This is a genomic window from Streptomyces sp. NPDC004838, from assembly GCF_053600955.1.
Genome location: NZ_JBSGAW010000008.1, coordinates 186,478 through 202,657, shown reverse-complemented (window position 1 = coordinate 202,657; position 16,180 = coordinate 186,478). Strand labels below are relative to the sequence as shown.

10 protein-coding genes are annotated in these 16,180 nt (G+C 71.1%); 1 reads left to right on the top strand and 9 read right to left on the bottom strand.

Going from position 1 to position 16,180, the window contains the following annotated elements; genetic code table 11:
* The first annotated feature begins 386 nt into the window (after window positions 1-386).
* Window positions 387-875, top strand: coding sequence for a MarR family winged helix-turn-helix transcriptional regulator (locus tag ACWEFL_RS12170; RefSeq protein ID WP_451710717.1), 489 nt, complete (start codon window positions 387-389; stop codon window positions 873-875).
* A 371-nt stretch (window positions 876-1,246) separates the two neighbouring features.
* Here ACWEFL_RS12170 and ACWEFL_RS12165 read toward each other — a convergent pair whose 3' ends face one another.
* The 9 genes from ACWEFL_RS12165 to ACWEFL_RS12125 all read right to left on the bottom strand — a co-directional run bounded on the left by ACWEFL_RS12165 (window position 1,247) and on the right by ACWEFL_RS12125 (window position 16,043).
* Window positions 1,247-2,761, bottom strand: a complete 1,515-nt coding sequence (locus tag ACWEFL_RS12165) for an MFS transporter (protein ID WP_451710715.1) — start codon at window positions 2,759-2,761, stop codon at window positions 1,247-1,249.
* Between the two features lie 419 nt (window positions 2,762-3,180).
* On the bottom strand, window positions 3,181-4,542 hold the full coding sequence (locus ACWEFL_RS12160) for a transaminase (RefSeq protein WP_451710713.1): 1,362 nt from the start codon (window positions 4,540-4,542) through the stop codon (window positions 3,181-3,183).
* An 89-nt stretch (window positions 4,543-4,631) separates the two neighbouring features.
* Window positions 4,632-6,752, bottom strand: a complete 2,121-nt coding sequence (locus ACWEFL_RS12155; RefSeq protein ID WP_451710711.1) for a hydantoinase B/oxoprolinase family protein — start codon at window positions 6,750-6,752, stop codon at window positions 4,632-4,634.
* Window positions 6,749-9,037, bottom strand: coding sequence for a hydantoinase/oxoprolinase family protein (locus ACWEFL_RS12150; RefSeq protein WP_451710709.1), 2,289 nt, complete (start codon window positions 9,035-9,037; stop codon window positions 6,749-6,751). The genes ACWEFL_RS12155 and ACWEFL_RS12150 overlap by 4 nt, the downstream gene beginning before the upstream one ends.
* A gap of 82 nt (window positions 9,038-9,119) precedes the next feature.
* Complete coding sequence (locus tag ACWEFL_RS12145) at window positions 9,120-10,373, bottom strand: aminotransferase class V-fold PLP-dependent enzyme (protein ID WP_451710707.1); 1,254 nt, start codon at window positions 10,371-10,373, stop codon at window positions 9,120-9,122.
* Between the two features lie 148 nt (window positions 10,374-10,521).
* On the bottom strand, window positions 10,522-11,283 hold the full coding sequence (locus tag ACWEFL_RS12140) for an SDR family NAD(P)-dependent oxidoreductase (protein WP_451710705.1): 762 nt from the start codon (window positions 11,281-11,283) through the stop codon (window positions 10,522-10,524).
* Between the two features lie 238 nt (window positions 11,284-11,521).
* Complete coding sequence (locus ACWEFL_RS12135; RefSeq protein WP_451710703.1) at window positions 11,522-13,042, bottom strand: MFS transporter; 1,521 nt, start codon at window positions 13,040-13,042, stop codon at window positions 11,522-11,524.
* A 261-nt stretch (window positions 13,043-13,303) separates the two neighbouring features.
* Window positions 13,304-14,542, bottom strand: a complete 1,239-nt coding sequence (locus ACWEFL_RS12130; RefSeq protein WP_451710701.1) for an alpha/beta hydrolase family protein — start codon at window positions 14,540-14,542, stop codon at window positions 13,304-13,306.
* 58 nt (window positions 14,543-14,600) lie between these two features.
* Window positions 14,601-16,043 (bottom strand): amidase, encoded by a 1,443-nt coding sequence (locus tag ACWEFL_RS12125; RefSeq protein ID WP_451710700.1) that lies wholly within the window; start codon window positions 16,041-16,043, stop codon window positions 14,601-14,603.
* Between the last annotated feature and the right edge of the window lie 137 nt (window positions 16,044-16,180).

Below are 16,180 nucleotides of genomic sequence, written 5' to 3'. Positions count from 1 at the left end.
AGCGCGGACCCGGTGAATGCATGGATGGGAACGGGCAGGTCGGCGGCCGTCCATCCCAATGGCCGAGCCGGACCACCGCGGGCGGCGGCCCGGTGACCGGAGGGGGCACGGTGACCAGAGGCGGCCACGGTGACCACGGGACCGGCCGGGCGTCACCGGGAGAGCCGCCGGGCACCGCGGGCCGCCCGGCCAGGGGCGGGGCGGGCCTGGCCAGGGCCGGGCTGGGATCGGGCTGGGCGTGGTGTGCCGCGACGCACTAGGCTGGCGTGTCGAGGTCGGCGGAGCGAGACCGCTCGCCGTACTCGCCGAACGCACCCGGCGGAGTCGGGACCGGCGGCTTCGGCCGATGCCCCCGCCCATGGCCGGGTGCGGACCCTGGAGAGGTGATGGAGAAGAGTCCGGACACAGAGTTGCTCGGTTCGATCAGAGCCGTGATCCGACTCGCGCGCATCGCCCAGCAGGCATGCGAGGAGGCCGGGTTGACCCTGGCCCAGTACCGGGCGCTGAACAGCGCCGTGAGCGGAGAGCAGCGGGCGTACGAGCTGGCTCGGTACACCGCGGTGAGCCGGCCCGCGGTCTCGGCGCTCACCAACGGCATGGTGCGGAGTGGCCTCATCGAGCGCAGTGACACGGCCGGAGACGGACGCGGGGTGGTCTTCTCCATCACGGACCACGGCGTCGAGACCCTGCGCCGGGCCGAGGCGCTGCTGGTCGGGCGGATCAGAGAGGTGCTCGGAGAGTCGGGGGACGCGGTGAGCGCCCTCAGCGCGCTACGGGTGGAGGCGATCGAGGCCGCGCTCGACGCGCAGGTCGACAAGGACTTCGGCGCGGGCACCGGTCGCGCCTATGCGTCGCGTACGCCCGAGAAGCGCTGAGGAGCGGTCCTCGGGCACTCGGACGGGTCGGGATCCGGCCGTAGCCCCGCGCCGGGAGCGTCCCGGAGGCGAACCGGGTCCCGGACGACGAGACCTCGGCGGGTATGAGACGCCGCGTCCGGTCCCGGCGTACGAGACGCCGGGTCCGGACCGGAGCGCCGGCGGGTCGGCCGGGGCTCCGGACCGGCGGCGGGTGCCGTCCTGACGGCTCCAAGGCGGCGGTGGTGGTGTCGTTCTTCCGGTCCTGCCGCCCGTCGGGCTCTATGAAGTCCCGGCACCCCGCCCGTCGGCTCCACCAGTCCTGTCGGCCAGTCCTGTGGGCCCTTCCGGTTCACGCCTGGTCGTCGAGGGTGTCGACCTCCGCCGGGTCCTCAAGGATCTTCCTTGTGGACCGTGGTGCGCAGCGGGGTCTCCCGGATGGCCAGTGACGCCGCCAGACCGAACAGGGAAACCACGGCGGACACCAGGAAGACCGTGGTGATGGCGTCGGAGTACGCGAGCCGGCCGGCCTCCCGCAGCGCGGGGGAGAGAGAAGCGAGATCCGGGACACGGGCACCGCCCTGTGCTTCCCCGGCCGCGCCGGCGAACCCGCTCACCCGGTGGGTGATGACGGCCCCGAGCAGCGAAACGCCGATGGCCCCGGACAGCGACCGGAAGAAGGTGACCGAGGCGGTGGCGGAGCCCACCCGGTCGGAACCGACGGAATTCTGGGCCACCAGGACGTAGTTCTGCATGACCGCGCCGATGCCCAGCCCGATCAGGATCGTCGCCACGAGCACGTACCAGAGCGGCTTGGGGCCGCTGGGCCGGCCGAGCATCGCCAGCCCGGCGACCAGCAGACAGGAGCCGCCGACCAGGAACGCCTTCCAACGCCCCGACCGGGTGATCAGGCTCCCGGACCCCAGCGTGCCGATCAGCGTGCCGACCATCATCGGCATGCCGAGCAGTCCGGCTGTCGTCGGCGAGTAGCCCAGCGCCAACTGGAAGTACTGGCCGAGGAAGAGGATCGCGCCGAACATCACCACGCCGACGGACGCGCTGCCGAGCAGGACCAGACGGGTGGTGCGGTCCCGGAAGGCGGTCCGCGAGACGACCGGTTCGGGGTGACGCCGTTCCATCCGCACCGTCAGCGTCCCGGCGGCGAGAGTGCCGCCCAGGAGGGCGGCGGTCTGCCAGGACGCCCAGGCGAACGCGTCGCCCGCGAAGGTCACCCAGAGCAGGGGGAGCGAGGCGGTGACGGCGATCAGGAACGCCCCCGGATAGTTGGTCCTGACCTGTCGGGCGATCGGCGGCAGACGCAGATGGCGTTGCAGGACCACCAGGCTGACCAGCGCGAACGGAAGTACGACGAGGAAGCACCAGCGCCAGCCGAGCCATTCGGCGTCCACGATGACACCCCCGACGAGGGGGCCGCACACCGTCGCTCCGGCGAGGACCGCGCCGATGTACCCGGAGTACCGGCCGCGTTCGCGCGGAGAGACGAGCGTGCCGATCACCGCCTGGCTCGTCGCCATCAGACCGCCCATCGCGATGCCCTGGACCGCCCGCATCGCGATGAGGAGTTCCATCGACTCCGCGAGCGCCGCGCCCGCCGAACCGGTCACGAAGATCACGAGCGCGAGCTGCACCAGGAGTTTCTTGCTGTACTGGTCGGAGAGGCGGCCCCACACCGGCGTACTCACCGTCATGGTGAGGAGCGAAGCCGCCACGACCCAGGTGTACTGGGCCTGGGTCCCGCCGAGGTCGGTCAGGATCGCCGGCAGCGCGTTGGTGACGATCATCGTGCTGAGCACCGAGGAGAAGAGCGCCAGCAGCAGCCCGGCGAGGATCCGCATGATCTCCGGCCGAGTAGCCTCGGGAGGCGGTGCGTCATCTGGACCCGGCACGTCGGGTCGCGACGCGTCGGGCCGGGACGAGTCGTGCCGGGGAGGTTCGTGCCGGGCCGTCTCCGGCCGGGCGGTACCGGGAACGAAGGGCTCGCCTGTCCGTGGTGGGTGGACGCGCGGTTCGTCTGCGTGCCGCTCGTGCCTGTGCTGTTCGGCTCTGTGCTGTTCGCCTTCGTGCTGTTCGGCTCCGTACCGTTCGCCTCCGTGTCCCGGGGCCGCGGGAGGCCGGTCTCCGGGAGGTCCGGATACGGGGGGCGTGCCCCCGCCGGACGTGCGGCCGGGGGGTGTGCCGCCGGGCCGCTCGGTTGATCCTGAGTGTGATTCCATGCCTCGGCCGGTGGTCGTGAGTGGTCCCTTTGGGCGGTCCGCCCCGGTCTGAGGAGCCGGGGGCGGACCACCGGAGGGCTTTGCCCGACTGGTCAGGCGACCAGAGCGGTTACCGCGGCGTCGAGGAGCGAGAGATGGGTCTCCACATCGGCGTCCGACGTCTGCGGGCACATCAGCGCCATGTTGTGGAACGGCGTCAGCAGCACTCCCCGGTTCACCAGGAAGAGATGGAGAAAGTCCTCCAGCTCGACATCGGTCGCCCCCTGGGACGAGGTGCCGTTCAGCGGCGCCGGCGCCATGAAGCGGTACTCGGCGCGGGCGCCGAGCCGGGTCACCGACCAGGGCAGCCGATGGCCGTGGATGATCCGTTCGACCCCGGCGGTGTAGCGGTCGGCGAGCGCGAACATGTGCTGGTACGCGGCCGGGGTGAGCACCTCGGTCAGCGTGGCCCGCGCGGCCGCGAGGGAGAGCGCGTTGCCGGCGAGCGTGCCGCCCACACCGCCGGTGTCCACCAGATCCAGATCCGGCCGTGCCCACAGCTCCTCCGCGAGCGGCTCGCTCAACCCGTAGGCCCCGATGGGGATTCCGCCGCCGATCGCCTTGCCCACCGTCACGATGTCCGGTTCCAGACCCCATGCGCCCGTGCAGCCGCCCGGACCCGCCGAGATGGTGTGCGTCTCGTCGTTGATGAGCAGGGCGCCGCTTCGGCGGGTGAGTTCCCGTACTCCGTCGAGATAGCCGGGCAGCGGCAGCACGATGCCCATGTTCGTCAGCGCGGGCTCCATGAGGACCGCGGCGACATCGCCGTACGACAGCTCCCGCTCCAACTCGTCGAGCGCGTTGAACTCCACGACCCTGCTGGTCAGCGTCGGATCGACCGCTGCCCCGACATTGCCGGGCCGGGACCGGGGACCGCCTCGGCCGGTGACGATGAACGACTCGTCGACACTGCCGTGGTAGCTGTAGCTGTTGACCAGGATCCGTGACCGGCCCGTGAACGCGCGGGCCAGTCGCAGCGCCCAGCGGTTGGCGTCCGTCGCGGTCAGGGCGAAGCTCCAGCGGGCGACGCCGAAGCGGCGGGCCAGTTCCTCGGCGACGGCCGCCGCGTCCTCGGTGGGCATCATGGCCGTCGCCCCGCCGAGTTCGGCGTACCGCCGGGCCACCGCCGCCACGGTCGGCGCGGGGGAGTGCCCGGCCATCGCCCCGGTGTCGCCGAGGCAGAAGTCCAGCAGCTCGTGGCCGTCGAGGTCGACCACCCGGGCCCCGGCGGCGCGGTCCAGATAGAGCGGAAACCCTGCCGCGCTCTTCGCCATCCACGTCATCGGAACCCCGCCGAGCAGATGGTCCGCCTTCTCATGGGCCGCACGGGAGCGGGGGTTACGCGCTTGGTGGCTCCGGCGTTCCTCGGCGAGCAGGGCGGTCAGCCGGGCGCGGTCGAAAGGTCCCGCGGTCACGGGCCGCTCCGGTACGCCGCTCCGGCCGGACCGGTCAACCCGGTCGCCCGGCGTGCTCGCCGAACGGTTCGGTTCGCTGGTCGGCTGGGTCATCGCGTGCCTCTCATATCGTCCGATGGCGTGCCGGTACCGGTGCTGGTGTCCGTACCGGCGCCTGTGTCGATGCCTGTGTCCGTGTCGGTATCCGTGCCTGTGTCCGTGCCTGTGTCCGTGTCGGCGACGGCGAGGGTGCCCGTATCCGGGTGCCGATCGGTGTGGTCGTGGGCGTCCGGGGGTGTGTGCGGGCCGCGGATCCGGGCGGTCGCCTCGGCGTCCACCCGGCCCCGGCCGTCCAGCACGACCCGGTAGACCCGCAGGGCACGGTCCGCGCTGATCCAGCCTTCGCGGACGTCCAGGGCCACCGCCTCCGGGTCTCGGGCGCCCGGAGGGCCGTAGCCGCCGCCACCACTGGTGCGGGCCACCAGCCGCTCGCCCTCCTCGACGCGCACCGGCCCGCAGATGTCGAGTTCGCTGAGCTGTCCGGCCCGGTCCCTCTTGTACTGGGCCGAGCGTGCCCCGGCCAGACCGCCGCGCGCGCCGCTCATCGCGTTGACCGCCCCGTCGTTCGCGTACACCGCCTCCAGGGCACCGCCGACCGGCCCGTACTCGACATGCAGTCCGGGCGCGCCGCGCCGGTGTCCCGCGCCCTCCGTGTCCTGGGCGAGCCCGCGCCGGTGGATCACCAGAGGCTGTTTCAGTTCGTCGATCTCCACGCTGTCCAGCAGCAGCGTGCCCCCGCTGCCGAGATCGTCCATGGTCAGCCAGCCGTCGCTGAGCGGACCGGCCGCGCCTCCGTTCGTACCGGCGAAGATCTGGTTGACGAACGGCTCCGCGCCCCCGCCGCGCGTGTCCACCCCGGAGACCACGGCCTCCGACGGGGACATCCCGGTGCCGACCTCGGCCATCCCGAAACCGTCGGCGATTTCGGCGAAGGCGCGCTGCACCACGTTCCCGAGCCGGTTGGCGAGGTTGGTCGTCGCCACGGAGCAGCTCGCCGGGTGCCGGGGAATGCCCACCACACAGTTCTCCCGCAGATGTACGCGCACCCTGCGGAAGCTGCCCTGATTGTGCGGAACCGTGTGGTCGATGCTGTTGAACACGCCGATCAGCGCTGCCGTCCGCGAGGACGCCTCGCTGAGGTTCAGCCCGCAGGGCACACAGTCGGGGTTCTCCCGCAGATCGATGTCGATCATGCCCTGCTCGGGATCGACGGCGACCCGCGCCTGGATCGGCACCCCGTCCGGCACACCGGGAAACGGATCGTGCCGTGTCCGTGTGGTCGCCACGCCCGCCGGCAGCTCCGCGATCGCCGCGGCCATCCGGGACTCGCCGTAGTCGAGCCAGTCGCGGGCGAACGTGTCCAGGGTGTCCCAGCCGACCTCCTCGGCGAGCCGTAGCAGCGACTGTTCGCCGATCCGGGCGCTGCCCAGGATGGCGAGATAGTCGCCGCGCCACTGGTGGGGGACGCGGATGCGCATCTCGCACATCCGCAGGATGTCCTCGCGGTCGGCGTAGTCCTCCTGGACCCGTACGACCGGGAAGATCAGCGCGCCCTCCTCGTACACGTCCCGGGCGCTGGCCATGTACGTCGTCGGGACGGAGTTGCCGCAGTCCGCCTGATGGGCCTTGGCCAGCACGGTGAACCGGTGCACTCCGGCGTCGTCCACGACCGGGATGAGGATGGAGTGATCGGCCGCGTGCGTATTGCCGTGATAGGGCGAGTTGTGCAGGAAGGCGTCGCCCGCGCGCATACGGGGGTAGTACTCCAGCAGGGAACGCGCCTGGAGGTCGGGGCCGCCCATCACATGGATCGGCGGGCTCTGGCCGGTCATCAGCACCCCGCCGTCCGCGGTGAGGATGCAGCAGGAGAAGTCACGGGCGGTGTTGAGCACGCCTGAACGCCCGCTGCGGGCCAGGGTGTTCGACATCCGGCGGACGATCGCCTCGAAGCGGTGGCCGAGGACCGCGAGCCGGGCTCCGTCGAGGGCCCCGTCGCGGGCGGCTCGGGGCGCGTTCGCCTCGGCCGTCTTCGGACCGGTGGCCGTGCTCGTACCGGACCGGCCCGTATCGGACGTACTCGTACCGGACCGGCCCGTATCGGACGTACTCGTACGGGACCGGCTCGTCCCGGACCGGCTGGTACCGGATCCGCGTGTTTCGGCGGTACTCATCTCGGGTGTCCTCCACTTCGCCGGCCGTCGTCCGATGCGTCAGTCGTCGTGCTGCGATCCGTGCCGCGGTCCGCGGTGCCGTCTGTGGCGCTGCGGTCCGTGGCCTGTTTCGCCGGGTGGATGACGAGGGACCCCGAATCGCTGAGTTCGCCCGTACTGGTGTCGGAGACGACCACCGTGGTGAACGGCGACTCGATGAGCACGGGACCGTGCAGCACCTCGCCGGGAACGAGCGTCGCCAGCGGCCTGACCGGAACGTCGGCCATGCCCCGGCCTGGCAGATACGCCCGCCGCACCGAGGCGGACGCGGTGTCCTCGGCCCTTGCCGTGAGGATGCCGGTGCGCTCACCGAGCGGCACCCGTGCCCTGGCCCCCCAACTCACCACCTCGACGGGTGAGTCCTCGTCGGTGATGCCCAGGATCCGCTGGTGGATCGCGTGGAAGTCGGCCTCGAACTCCTCGACATCGGGCCCGCCCTCGAACGACTCCCCGCGCAGGGGCACTTCCAGTTCCCAGATCTGTTGGGGATACCGGGCCTCGGCGAAGAGCGTGACCTCCACGTCCGCCGCGTCCGCCCCCACATGTCCGGCGAACTCCCGGCACCGGTCCAGCAGTCCGGCCAGCGCGGCGTTGACCCTGCCGGGCCGGAACGCACTGGTCAGCGCCGGAACGGTCGCGGTGTACACCGCCCGCAGATCGGACATCAGCGCCCCGGACGCGGCCAGCGCCGCCCCCACCGCCGGAACCACCAGCTGTCGGCAGCCCAGCCGCTCGGCGACCGCCGCCGCGTTCAGCCCGGCCGCCCCTCCGCCCCCGACCAGCACCGCATGCGCCGGGTCGATGCCCTGCTGGAGGGTGATCTCCTCGATGGCGCGGACCATGTGCTCGGTGGTGAGTTCGAGTACGGCATGGGCCGCGGTGACCGGATCGGTGCCGAGCGGACCGGCCACGTCCGTGGCGATGGCCTTGAGCGCCGCGTCGGGGTCCAGCGCCATCGCGCCGCTGGAGAAGGACGCCGGGTCGAGGTAGCCGAGCACCAGCGCGGCGTCGGTCACCGTGGCGCGGGTTCCCCCGCGCCCGTAACACGCCGGTCCCGGCACCGAACCGGCGCTCATCGGACCGACGTGGAGCAGCCCGCCGGGGTCCACCCAGGCGATGCTGCCGCCTCCGGCCCCGACGCTCTTGACGTCGATCGACGGCAGTCCGGTCATATGGCCGGTGATCTCGCCGCCGACCCAGGCCGAACGCGTGGCCGGGATCTCCCCGTCACGGACGAGTGTGACGTCGTACGTCGTCCCTCCCGCGTCCGCGACGATCACCGTCCGCGCGCCGAGGTCCGCGGCGGCGTAGGCGCGGCCCGCGACGGGGGCCATCGAAGGTCCCGAGTTGATGGTCAGCACCGGCTTCTCGGCCGCGTCCCGTACGTCCACCACCCCGCCGATCGACGTGACCATCAGGATCCGGCCGTCGAGCCCGGCTGCCCGCAGCCGTGCGGTGAGCCCCTCGGTGTACTCGGACATCAGAGGTTTGAGCGAGGCGTCGATCGCCGCCGACGAAGCCCGCCGGTACTCGCGCAGCGCGGGGTTGAGCGCGTGGGAGAGCGTGTACGGGACGCCGGGCAGCCGCTGTCGCAGCACTTCGGCGACCTGGAGTTCGTGCGCCGGATTGACCGTGGCCCACAGCAGGCATACGGCGACGGCCTCGACCTCCTCGGCCGCGAGCCGGTCGCATATACGCCCGAGATCGGCGACGTCGAGCGGACGCAGGACCTCGCCGGTCGAGGTGACGCGCTCCGCCACCTCGAAGGTGAGGGAACGCGGCACATACGGTTCGGGGAAGGGAACCGTGAAGTCGAAGGGGTCCGGCCGTCCCCCTTCCCGGAGGAGCAGGACGTCGGGGTGGCCCTCGGTGGTCAGGAACGCGGTCTTCGCGGTGGTACCGGTGAGCACGGCGTTCAGACCGCGGGTCGTCGCGTGGACGAAGGTCTCCACCAGGCCGAGGAATCCGTTCAGCGTCAGGCCGTCGGCCGCCGCGGCCATCGTGAGGACGTCCAGGATGCCGCGTACGGGGTCGTCGGGCACGGTCGGTGACTTGAACAGCCGTAGTTCGCGGTCGTGTTCGACCACCAGATCGGTGAAGGTGCCGCCGATGTCCACGGACACCCGCATCGTCGTCGCTCCGGTGCGCGGGGCCCGGTCGGAGGCCGGTCGCGCGGCCCGGTCGGTGGCCGGTTGTGCGGCGCTGCCGATTGCCGGTCGTGCGGCCCGGCCGGTGGCCGGGCTCATCGCCGGTGTCCACGGGCCGGGCGGATCTCCTCGTACATGCTGTGTCTCCGCTTCTCGGTGCTCACGTTCTCGGTGCTCACGCTCAGAACCCGTAACTCGAAAGGGCTTCGGAGGCCGTCCCGTCCGCCGTCCCGCCCAGCGGGAGCGCGAGTTCCGTGCTCTCGCGCAGGTCGCGGAGGAAGGACGCGGTCTGACCCTCGTTGTGCGGCATCGGGACGACGACGAGACTGGCCGGTCCCGGCACCGCGCGGGCCGCGAACATCCAGCCCCGGCGGCGCATCTCCTCGGCCGTCGGCCGCAGATCGAGGGCTTCCGCGTGGATGAGGGTCATATTGATCCGCGAGCCGGGGTGGACGCTCAGCCCCTCGATCCCGCCGACGCCGTCGACGAGTTCGTCGCGCATCGCCATCGACGCGAGCGACACCGCCGTGTACCCCGGCTCGCCCAGCAGTTTCACCATCGCCCACGCACCCGCGATCGGCCCGGCTCCCCGCGTGCCCGACATGGTGCCGTTGGGCGGGCAGATCTCCTTCGCCGAAGCGAGCAGGGAGTCGTCGCGGAAGATCAGCGTGCCCGCCGGGGGCGGAGCCATGCCGTTCTTGTGCAGGTCGGCGCTGATCGAGCAGACGCCCGGTACCCGGAAGTCCCACAGGGGGATGGTGGGGTCATAGCCGCAGCGTTCGAGGAACGGCAGGATGAAGCCGCCGAACGCGCCGTCCACGTGCAGATAGAGACCGTGGCGGAGGGCGATCTCGCCGAACGCCTCGACCGGGTCGACACTGCCGTACGCCCATGTCCCGGCGGTCGCGATGAGCGCGATGGTGTCGGGCCGGATCGCGGCCTCGACGGCCACCGGGTCGACCAGGTCCAACCGGCCTTCCGGCGCCGGTACGGGGATGGGATCCAGGTCGAACATCCGGCAGAGTTTGTAGAGGGAGTAGTGGCCGTTGTCCGGGAAGACCACACTGCCGCCCCGGCGCGCGGCCCGCTGCTTCGCGGTGAGGATCGCGCACATGTTGGACTCGGAGCCGCCGGAGGTGATGAATCCGGCCGGCCGGTCCGCGCCCATGAGCCCGCCCAGCCACTGGACGACCTCCGCTTCCATCTCGCGGGCGCCACCGCCGGTGATCCAGGTCTCCCCGTGGATGAAGCGGCGGTAAGCCTCGACCGACTCCTTCCGTACCGCGTCGCCCCAGGGGAGCTCCGGCGTGGTGATCAGGTGGGGGCCTTCGTCGAACAGGTTGCGGGGCATCTCCGGGAAACGGGAGACCCGTTCCAGCCGGTCCAGTTCGGCTTCGAACCGGTCGCTCGTGATGCCGCTGGGGAAAATGCTCATCTGCCGTCCTTGCGGTGTCGCTCTTCGCTGTCGCTCAGTCCTGCTGCTTCCGTGTGGGTCAGTCGCTCGCTCTCCGGCTTCTCATCCCGTACTTCCTGCGCGTACTTCCTGCGCGTGTTTCCTGTACGTGTCTCCGGTGCGCGGGGCGCTACTGCGCGGTGAACCCGCCGTCGACGGCGAGGCTCGCTCCGTGGACGTACGAGGAGGCGTCCGAGGCCAGATAGACGACGGCCGGGCTGATGTCCGCGACCTCGCCCACCCGGCCCGCGGGTGTGGTGGCCACGACCTCCCGCTCCGCCTCCGGGGTGAGCAGCGCCGCGTTGATCGGGGTGTGCACGTTGCCGGGGGCCACCGCGTTGACCCGGATGCCCTCGGGCGCCAACTCCGTGGCGAGCGCCTTCACCAGGAGTTCCACCGCACCCTTCGAGGCGCAGTACGCGGAGTCGTCCGGCGATCCGACACGGCCGGACATCGAGGAGACGAAGACGATCGACGCACCGCGGGTCAGATGGGGCCGGGCCGCCCGCGTGAGCCGGAACGGCGCGCGGACGTTGATCGTCCACTGTTCGTCGAACAGCTCGTCCGTGGTGTCCTCCAGCGACGCCTGCGCGTATACGCCGGCCGAGTGCACCAGGACGTCGAGGCGACCGAACCGGGCGAGTACGGCGTCGACGACGTTCTGCGCGGCCTCGTCCTCGCGGAGGTCGGCGGCGACCGTCGCATGTGCCGCGCCGGTGTCGGCCACCGCCTTCGCGGCGGTCGCGAGCCGGTCTTCGGAGCGCCCGACCAGGACGACGTCACAGCCCGCGGCCCCGAGGGCCCGCGCGATGTCCGCGCCGATGCCCGAGCTCGCGCCCGTGACGACCGCGGCCTTGCCGCGCAGGTCGAAGGGGTGTGGTGACGATGACATGGCCATTCCTTTCGCAGGTATGTGGGTGTGCCCCCGTGCCCCCGTGGCCCGCCATGACCGGACCGGACCGGACCGGGTCGCGGTCGCCGCCGGTCGGGTCGCCGCCGGTCGGGTCGCCTTGGGCGCGGTCGCCGTCGGCCCGGCGGGGGTGCCGGGCCGAAGCGGTGCCGTACGACAGCGGGGGCGTGGTGGGGAGGAGGGATCGGGTCGTTCAGGGCGTTCAGGGCGTTCAGGGTGTTCAGGTCGAGGAGGTCCCGGCCCGTTGCCGTGCCTGGTCCCGGACCAGTTCCTCGGCCGCCGTCGCGATGTCCTGCCGCAGATGCCCACGGCCCTTCAGGAAGAGGAACCCGGCGAGGAAGGCGGAGAAGGCCACCGCCGCGGCGATCGCCGGCCGGGGTCCGAAGGAGTCGGAGATGAAGCCGGCGAAGATGGAGCCGAAGAACCCGCCCATCAGGAAGGTGAAGACCGGCAGGAAGGCGAACGCCTGCGCCCGCAGCCGGTACGGAGTGACCGCGGCGACCAGAGGGCTGACGCAGACCAGCGTGATCCCCACGCACATCGAGGCCAGTACGTAGCCGGCGAGCAGCAGCGGGGCAGGCCGCAGCCAGATGCCTCCCGCGGTGAGCACGCCGTAGGCGATGATGGCGGACCCGGCGATCAGCACGGTCCGTTCGGGAGTGGACCGGAACAGCCGGTCGAACTGATGCCCGCCGACGACCATGGCGGCGATCACCGGAATCTGGGTGAGCGAGAACGTCAGCCCGCGGTCGAAGGCGTCGAATCCGTACTCGTCGCCCAGCAGCAGCGACATCTGCACCGGGACGGTGAAGAGCGCCAGTCCCAGAACGCCGATGCCGAGGCACATGAAGAGGAAGGTGCGTACCTTCATCATCTGACGGAAGCCGCGGAAGATGCCCACGGGCGGCTGCTCGGGTCCGCCGGCGCTCCCACCGGTGTTCCCGCCGGTGTTCCCGTCCGTGTTCCCGCTCGCGTTCCCCTCCGTGCTCTCGCTCGCGCCCTCGTCCTGACCATCGGACATGGAGAGCCGGTCGGCCTGCCCCCGCTCGGGTTCCTTGAGGAAGACCGCGGCGGCGACCGCCAGCAGCGCGTACGGCAATGCGAGGCCGATGTACGCCCAGCGCCACGACTCGTCGCCGCTCCCCGCGAAAGCGGCGATCGCCCCGGCGAGCGCGGGCCCGATCGCCTGCCCGATGGGGGTGGCCGTCGCGTGCAGGGAGAAGATACGGCCGCGTCCCTCGACGGGATAGGCGTCGGCGATCAGCGAGCCGAAGACGGGGTTGGAGTACGCCGCGGCGAAGCCGGTGAACGCGTAGGCGGCGAAGAGCTGCCACACGTTCTGGGCCAGTCCCGCGCCGATGAGGGACACGGTGCCGACGGCGGCGGAGACGACGACGATCTTCTTGCGGTTCACCCGGACGGCCAGCCAGGCCATGGGCACCCCGCCGAGGACCAGAGCGACGCCGGTGAACCCGGCGGTCGCGACGAACGCGGCGTCGGAGATGCCGAACGCGTTCCGGATGTCGGGGGCGAGGGTGCTGGTCGCCTCCCGGCTCAGCTGCTCCATCACCACGAGGGGCACGGCCAGCAGACAGATGGCCCACCCCCCGCGCCGAAGGGTGTCCCGCAGCCGCAGGCCGCCCGCTCCGGAGTTCTCGGACGTCGCTCCGGAGTCCTTGGACGCGAGCGCCGGGTCGCCCAGGAAGGGGCTTTCGTGCCCGGCCGTGTCCTGGGCGCTCATGACGGCACCGGCGGCGTGCTCGGCGGGATCGGGGGGCAGGGTCCACTGGGTCTGGAGAGGACCCGGCGATGGGGATCGGGCATGGCGTACTCCCTGAAGGGGTCTCCCTGAACGGGGGAGCGAAGACGAGGGGACGCGGGGGGAGGGGTTGCGAGTCGTCCGGCCGGAGGGGCGTCGACCCCGGCGGGGCTGGGGCCGCCGCGGCCGAGCGGATACGGTCTGGAGCCGACCGTCGAGCGGATACGGTCTACGGGACAGCCCTCACAGCCGGCCGTCGAGCCAGTCGAAGGTGAACTCCGCGGCGGTGGCCGTGCCACCGTTCTGGCAGTGCAGTTGGGCCGTGCTGGTCTGGTCGAAGAGCATGAACTCCTTCGGGCAGGTCAGGGCGTCGTACAACTGCCGGGCCTGACCCGCGGAGAAGTTCTCCTCCACACCGTCCATCACGAGGGTCTCGCACTCGATCCCGCCCGCGACCTCGGTCAGGTCACAGGCGTCGAACTCCCGGAACAGCTCGTACGGCGTCGAGACTCCGTGCTTCCACGACGAGTCGCGTACGAACCAGTCCACCAGCGGCGCATGGGAGGCCATGGTCGAGACCGTCGCGTTGAAGGTCTCGGGCCCGGCCGCCAGCGCCTCGGTGAGCGACGGGGGCAGATTCGCCCGGATGGACTCGCCCCACCGCAGGACGCCGGGGTTGGCGATGCAGACCTTGAGGCGCTTCTCGAAGGCCGCCGCACGTGGGGCGAGGTATCCGCCGAAGCTCACCCCCATCAGACCGATGCGGTCCGCGGCCACGCCGTCGAGCTGGACGGCCACGTCCACGATCGGGGTGACGACCTTCTCCCAGTCATGGCGGAACGGCAGACCGTTGACCCGCAGGGCCATTCCCTGCCCCGGGCACTGCACGGACAGACAGTGGTAGCCCCGCCGGATGGCCCCGTCGTAGATCCAGCGGCTGTCCTCCGACCAGGCGTCGCGGCCCTGGAAGAAGATCAGCAGAGGCGCGGGCCCCTTGGCCAGCGGACTGCGGTAGAGGTACGCCGGCAGGAAGCTGCCCTCGTACGGAATCCGCAGCGACTCGCCGGGGTAGCCCGACAGCGCCAGATAGCGGTCGTAACACTCGTAGCTGCTGAGGGAGTTCGCCCGCGTACGGGGGTCGTCGGGCTGGCTGAAGTGCATCAGCGACGCACGCCAGTAGGTGGACGCCCGGAGGTAGGCGTCGCTCGCCGACACACGACGGCCGCGTTTCTCGGCGGTTTCGGCGCGCTCCTGAAGAATCCGGGCGCGATCGCTCCACGCCTCGACCCAGCTTTCCTCGTCGTCGACCCTTATCTGGCGGGCCGCCTCAATACATTCGCCGAGATCGGACATTCCGAAGAACATCATGCTGATCTGATGCTTGATCTGGTCGTCCATCACCTCGCTGGCGATGAATTGGTGGGACGTCCAGTGAGGGCCGGGAACCAGCGGATTCGGCCATGCCTCGGTATTCGTGGTCATAGATTTCCCCTCTACTTCATTCCGGTGGTGTCGCTGCTGACGCTGTTACGGTGGCCTTTCACGCGATCGCCAGGGGCGGGACGCGTCCGGCCCAGGGGCGGGCCGCCTCCAATTGGGCGGCCAGTCGGTAGAGCAGACCCTCGTCGCCGTAGGGGCCGACGAAATGGGTTCCGATCGGTACGCCGGCCGCGTTCCAGTGCAGCGGCACGGACATCGCCGGCTGCCCCGTGATGTTGATGAGCATGGTGAACGGCAGGAACGCGGCGGACGCGCGCATCCCGCGCGTCGGGTCGTCGGGCGGCGAGGCGAAGGAGCCGAGCGGGGGCGCGGGGGCGCCGGCGGTCGGCGTGAGCCAGACGTCGTACGGCTCCTGGAAGGCCGCCAGCCGGTCGCACAGGGTCTGTAGCTCGGCGAGCGCGTCGAAGTACTCGTTCAGGCTCGTCGTGGCGGACCGGCCGCTCTCGATCATCGCCCAGGTGCCGGCCTCGAAGTCCTTCTCCGTCGCCCGCTTTCCGGTGACGCGCTCCAGCCGGGCGATGTCCCAGGCGAGCCCCACCGACGAGACGGTGGTGAAGGGCTTGGCGATGGCCGCCGCGTCCAGCCGTGGAGTCCCCTCCTCCACATGGTGGCCGAGGCTCTCGCAGAGGCGGGCCGCGTCCTCGACCGCCGCCACGCAGTCGGGGTGGACCGGCGAGCCGGTGGGCGAGGAGGTGCTGTAGACGATCCGGAGCCGGCCCGGATCGATGCCGGTCTCCGCCAGATAGGGCCGCTCGGGCCGCGGCGCCACGAACGGATCACCGGGCAGCGGCCCCGCCGTGGCGTCCAGCAGCGCCGCGCAGTCCCGCACGCTCAGCGTCACCGCGTGCTCGCTGAGCACGGCGATCCGCATGGAGACCCCCGCCCTGCGGCGGGCCGAGGCGATCCGCAGCCGGGTCGGCTTCATGCCGAACACACCGCAGTTGCCCGCCGGGACGCGGATGGACCCGCCGCTGTCGCTCGCGTTCGCCATCGGGACCATGCGAGCGGCGACCGCTGCCGCCGCGCCGCCGCTCGATCCCCCGGCCGAGAGGGCGGGGTTCCAGGGGTTGCGCGTGGGACCGTGCAGCTCGGGCTCGGTCGTCGGCTGGAGTCCGAACTCCGGCAGATTCGTCTTGCCGCACACCACCAGGCCGGCCGCTCTGTAGCGACGGGTGAGTTCGCCGTCCTCGGCGGGAACGTAATCGGCGAGAAAGCGGCTCGCGGAGGTCATCGGAACACCGGCGTAGCCGACGCCACCGCCGTCCTTGAGCAGAAAAGGAACACCCGAGAACGGGCCGTCCGGCAGAACTCCGGAAGCAGTCGCCCGCGCCTCTTCGTACATCTTCGCTATGACCGCGTTCACCTTCGGATTGCTGCGCTCGATGCGCTCTATCGCGGAGTCGAGAAGCTCGATCGGCGATACCTGATTCGTGCGGACAAGCTCGGCCTGTCCCAATGCGTCGAACTCACTGAGATCGGTCATATGACGGCCCCTTCCCTCCTGCCGGAAAGTAGTTAAGCCCTTTAATCATGAGTGTGAGCATAGCTGCCTTCGCCATTGGCGCAAGAGGTTCGTACGAGATATCTGGGGCGCGTGCGACCTGCCGAACCGCGCGGGAG

Excerpts from the sequence above, each read along its gene's own strand:
- ACWEFL_RS12170 (WP_451710717.1), top strand. The coding sequence starts at position 387 with ATGGAGAAGAGTCCGGACACAGAGTTGCTCGGTTCGATCAGAGCCGTG.
- ACWEFL_RS12155 (WP_451710711.1), bottom strand. The coding sequence starts at position 6,752 with ATGAGTACCGCCGAAACACGCGGATCCGGTACCAGCCGGTCCGGGACG.
- ACWEFL_RS12150 (WP_451710709.1), bottom strand. The coding sequence starts at position 9,037 with ATGAGCCCGGCCACCGGCCGGGCCGCACGACCGGCAATCGGCAGCGCC.
- ACWEFL_RS12145 (WP_451710707.1), bottom strand. The coding sequence starts at position 10,373 with ATGAGCATTTTCCCCAGCGGCATCACGAGCGACCGGTTCGAAGCCGAA.
- ACWEFL_RS12140 (WP_451710705.1), bottom strand. The coding sequence starts at position 11,283 with ATGTCATCGTCACCACACCCCTTCGACCTGCGCGGCAAGGCCGCGGTC.
- ACWEFL_RS12135 (WP_451710703.1), bottom strand. The coding sequence starts at position 13,042 with ATGAGCGCCCAGGACACGGCCGGGCACGAAAGCCCCTTCCTGGGCGAC.
- ACWEFL_RS12130 (WP_451710701.1), bottom strand. The coding sequence starts at position 14,542 with ATGACCACGAATACCGAGGCATGGCCGAATCCGCTGGTTCCCGGCCCT.
- ACWEFL_RS12125 (WP_451710700.1), bottom strand. The coding sequence starts at position 16,043 with ATGACCGATCTCAGTGAGTTCGACGCATTGGGACAGGCCGAGCTTGTC.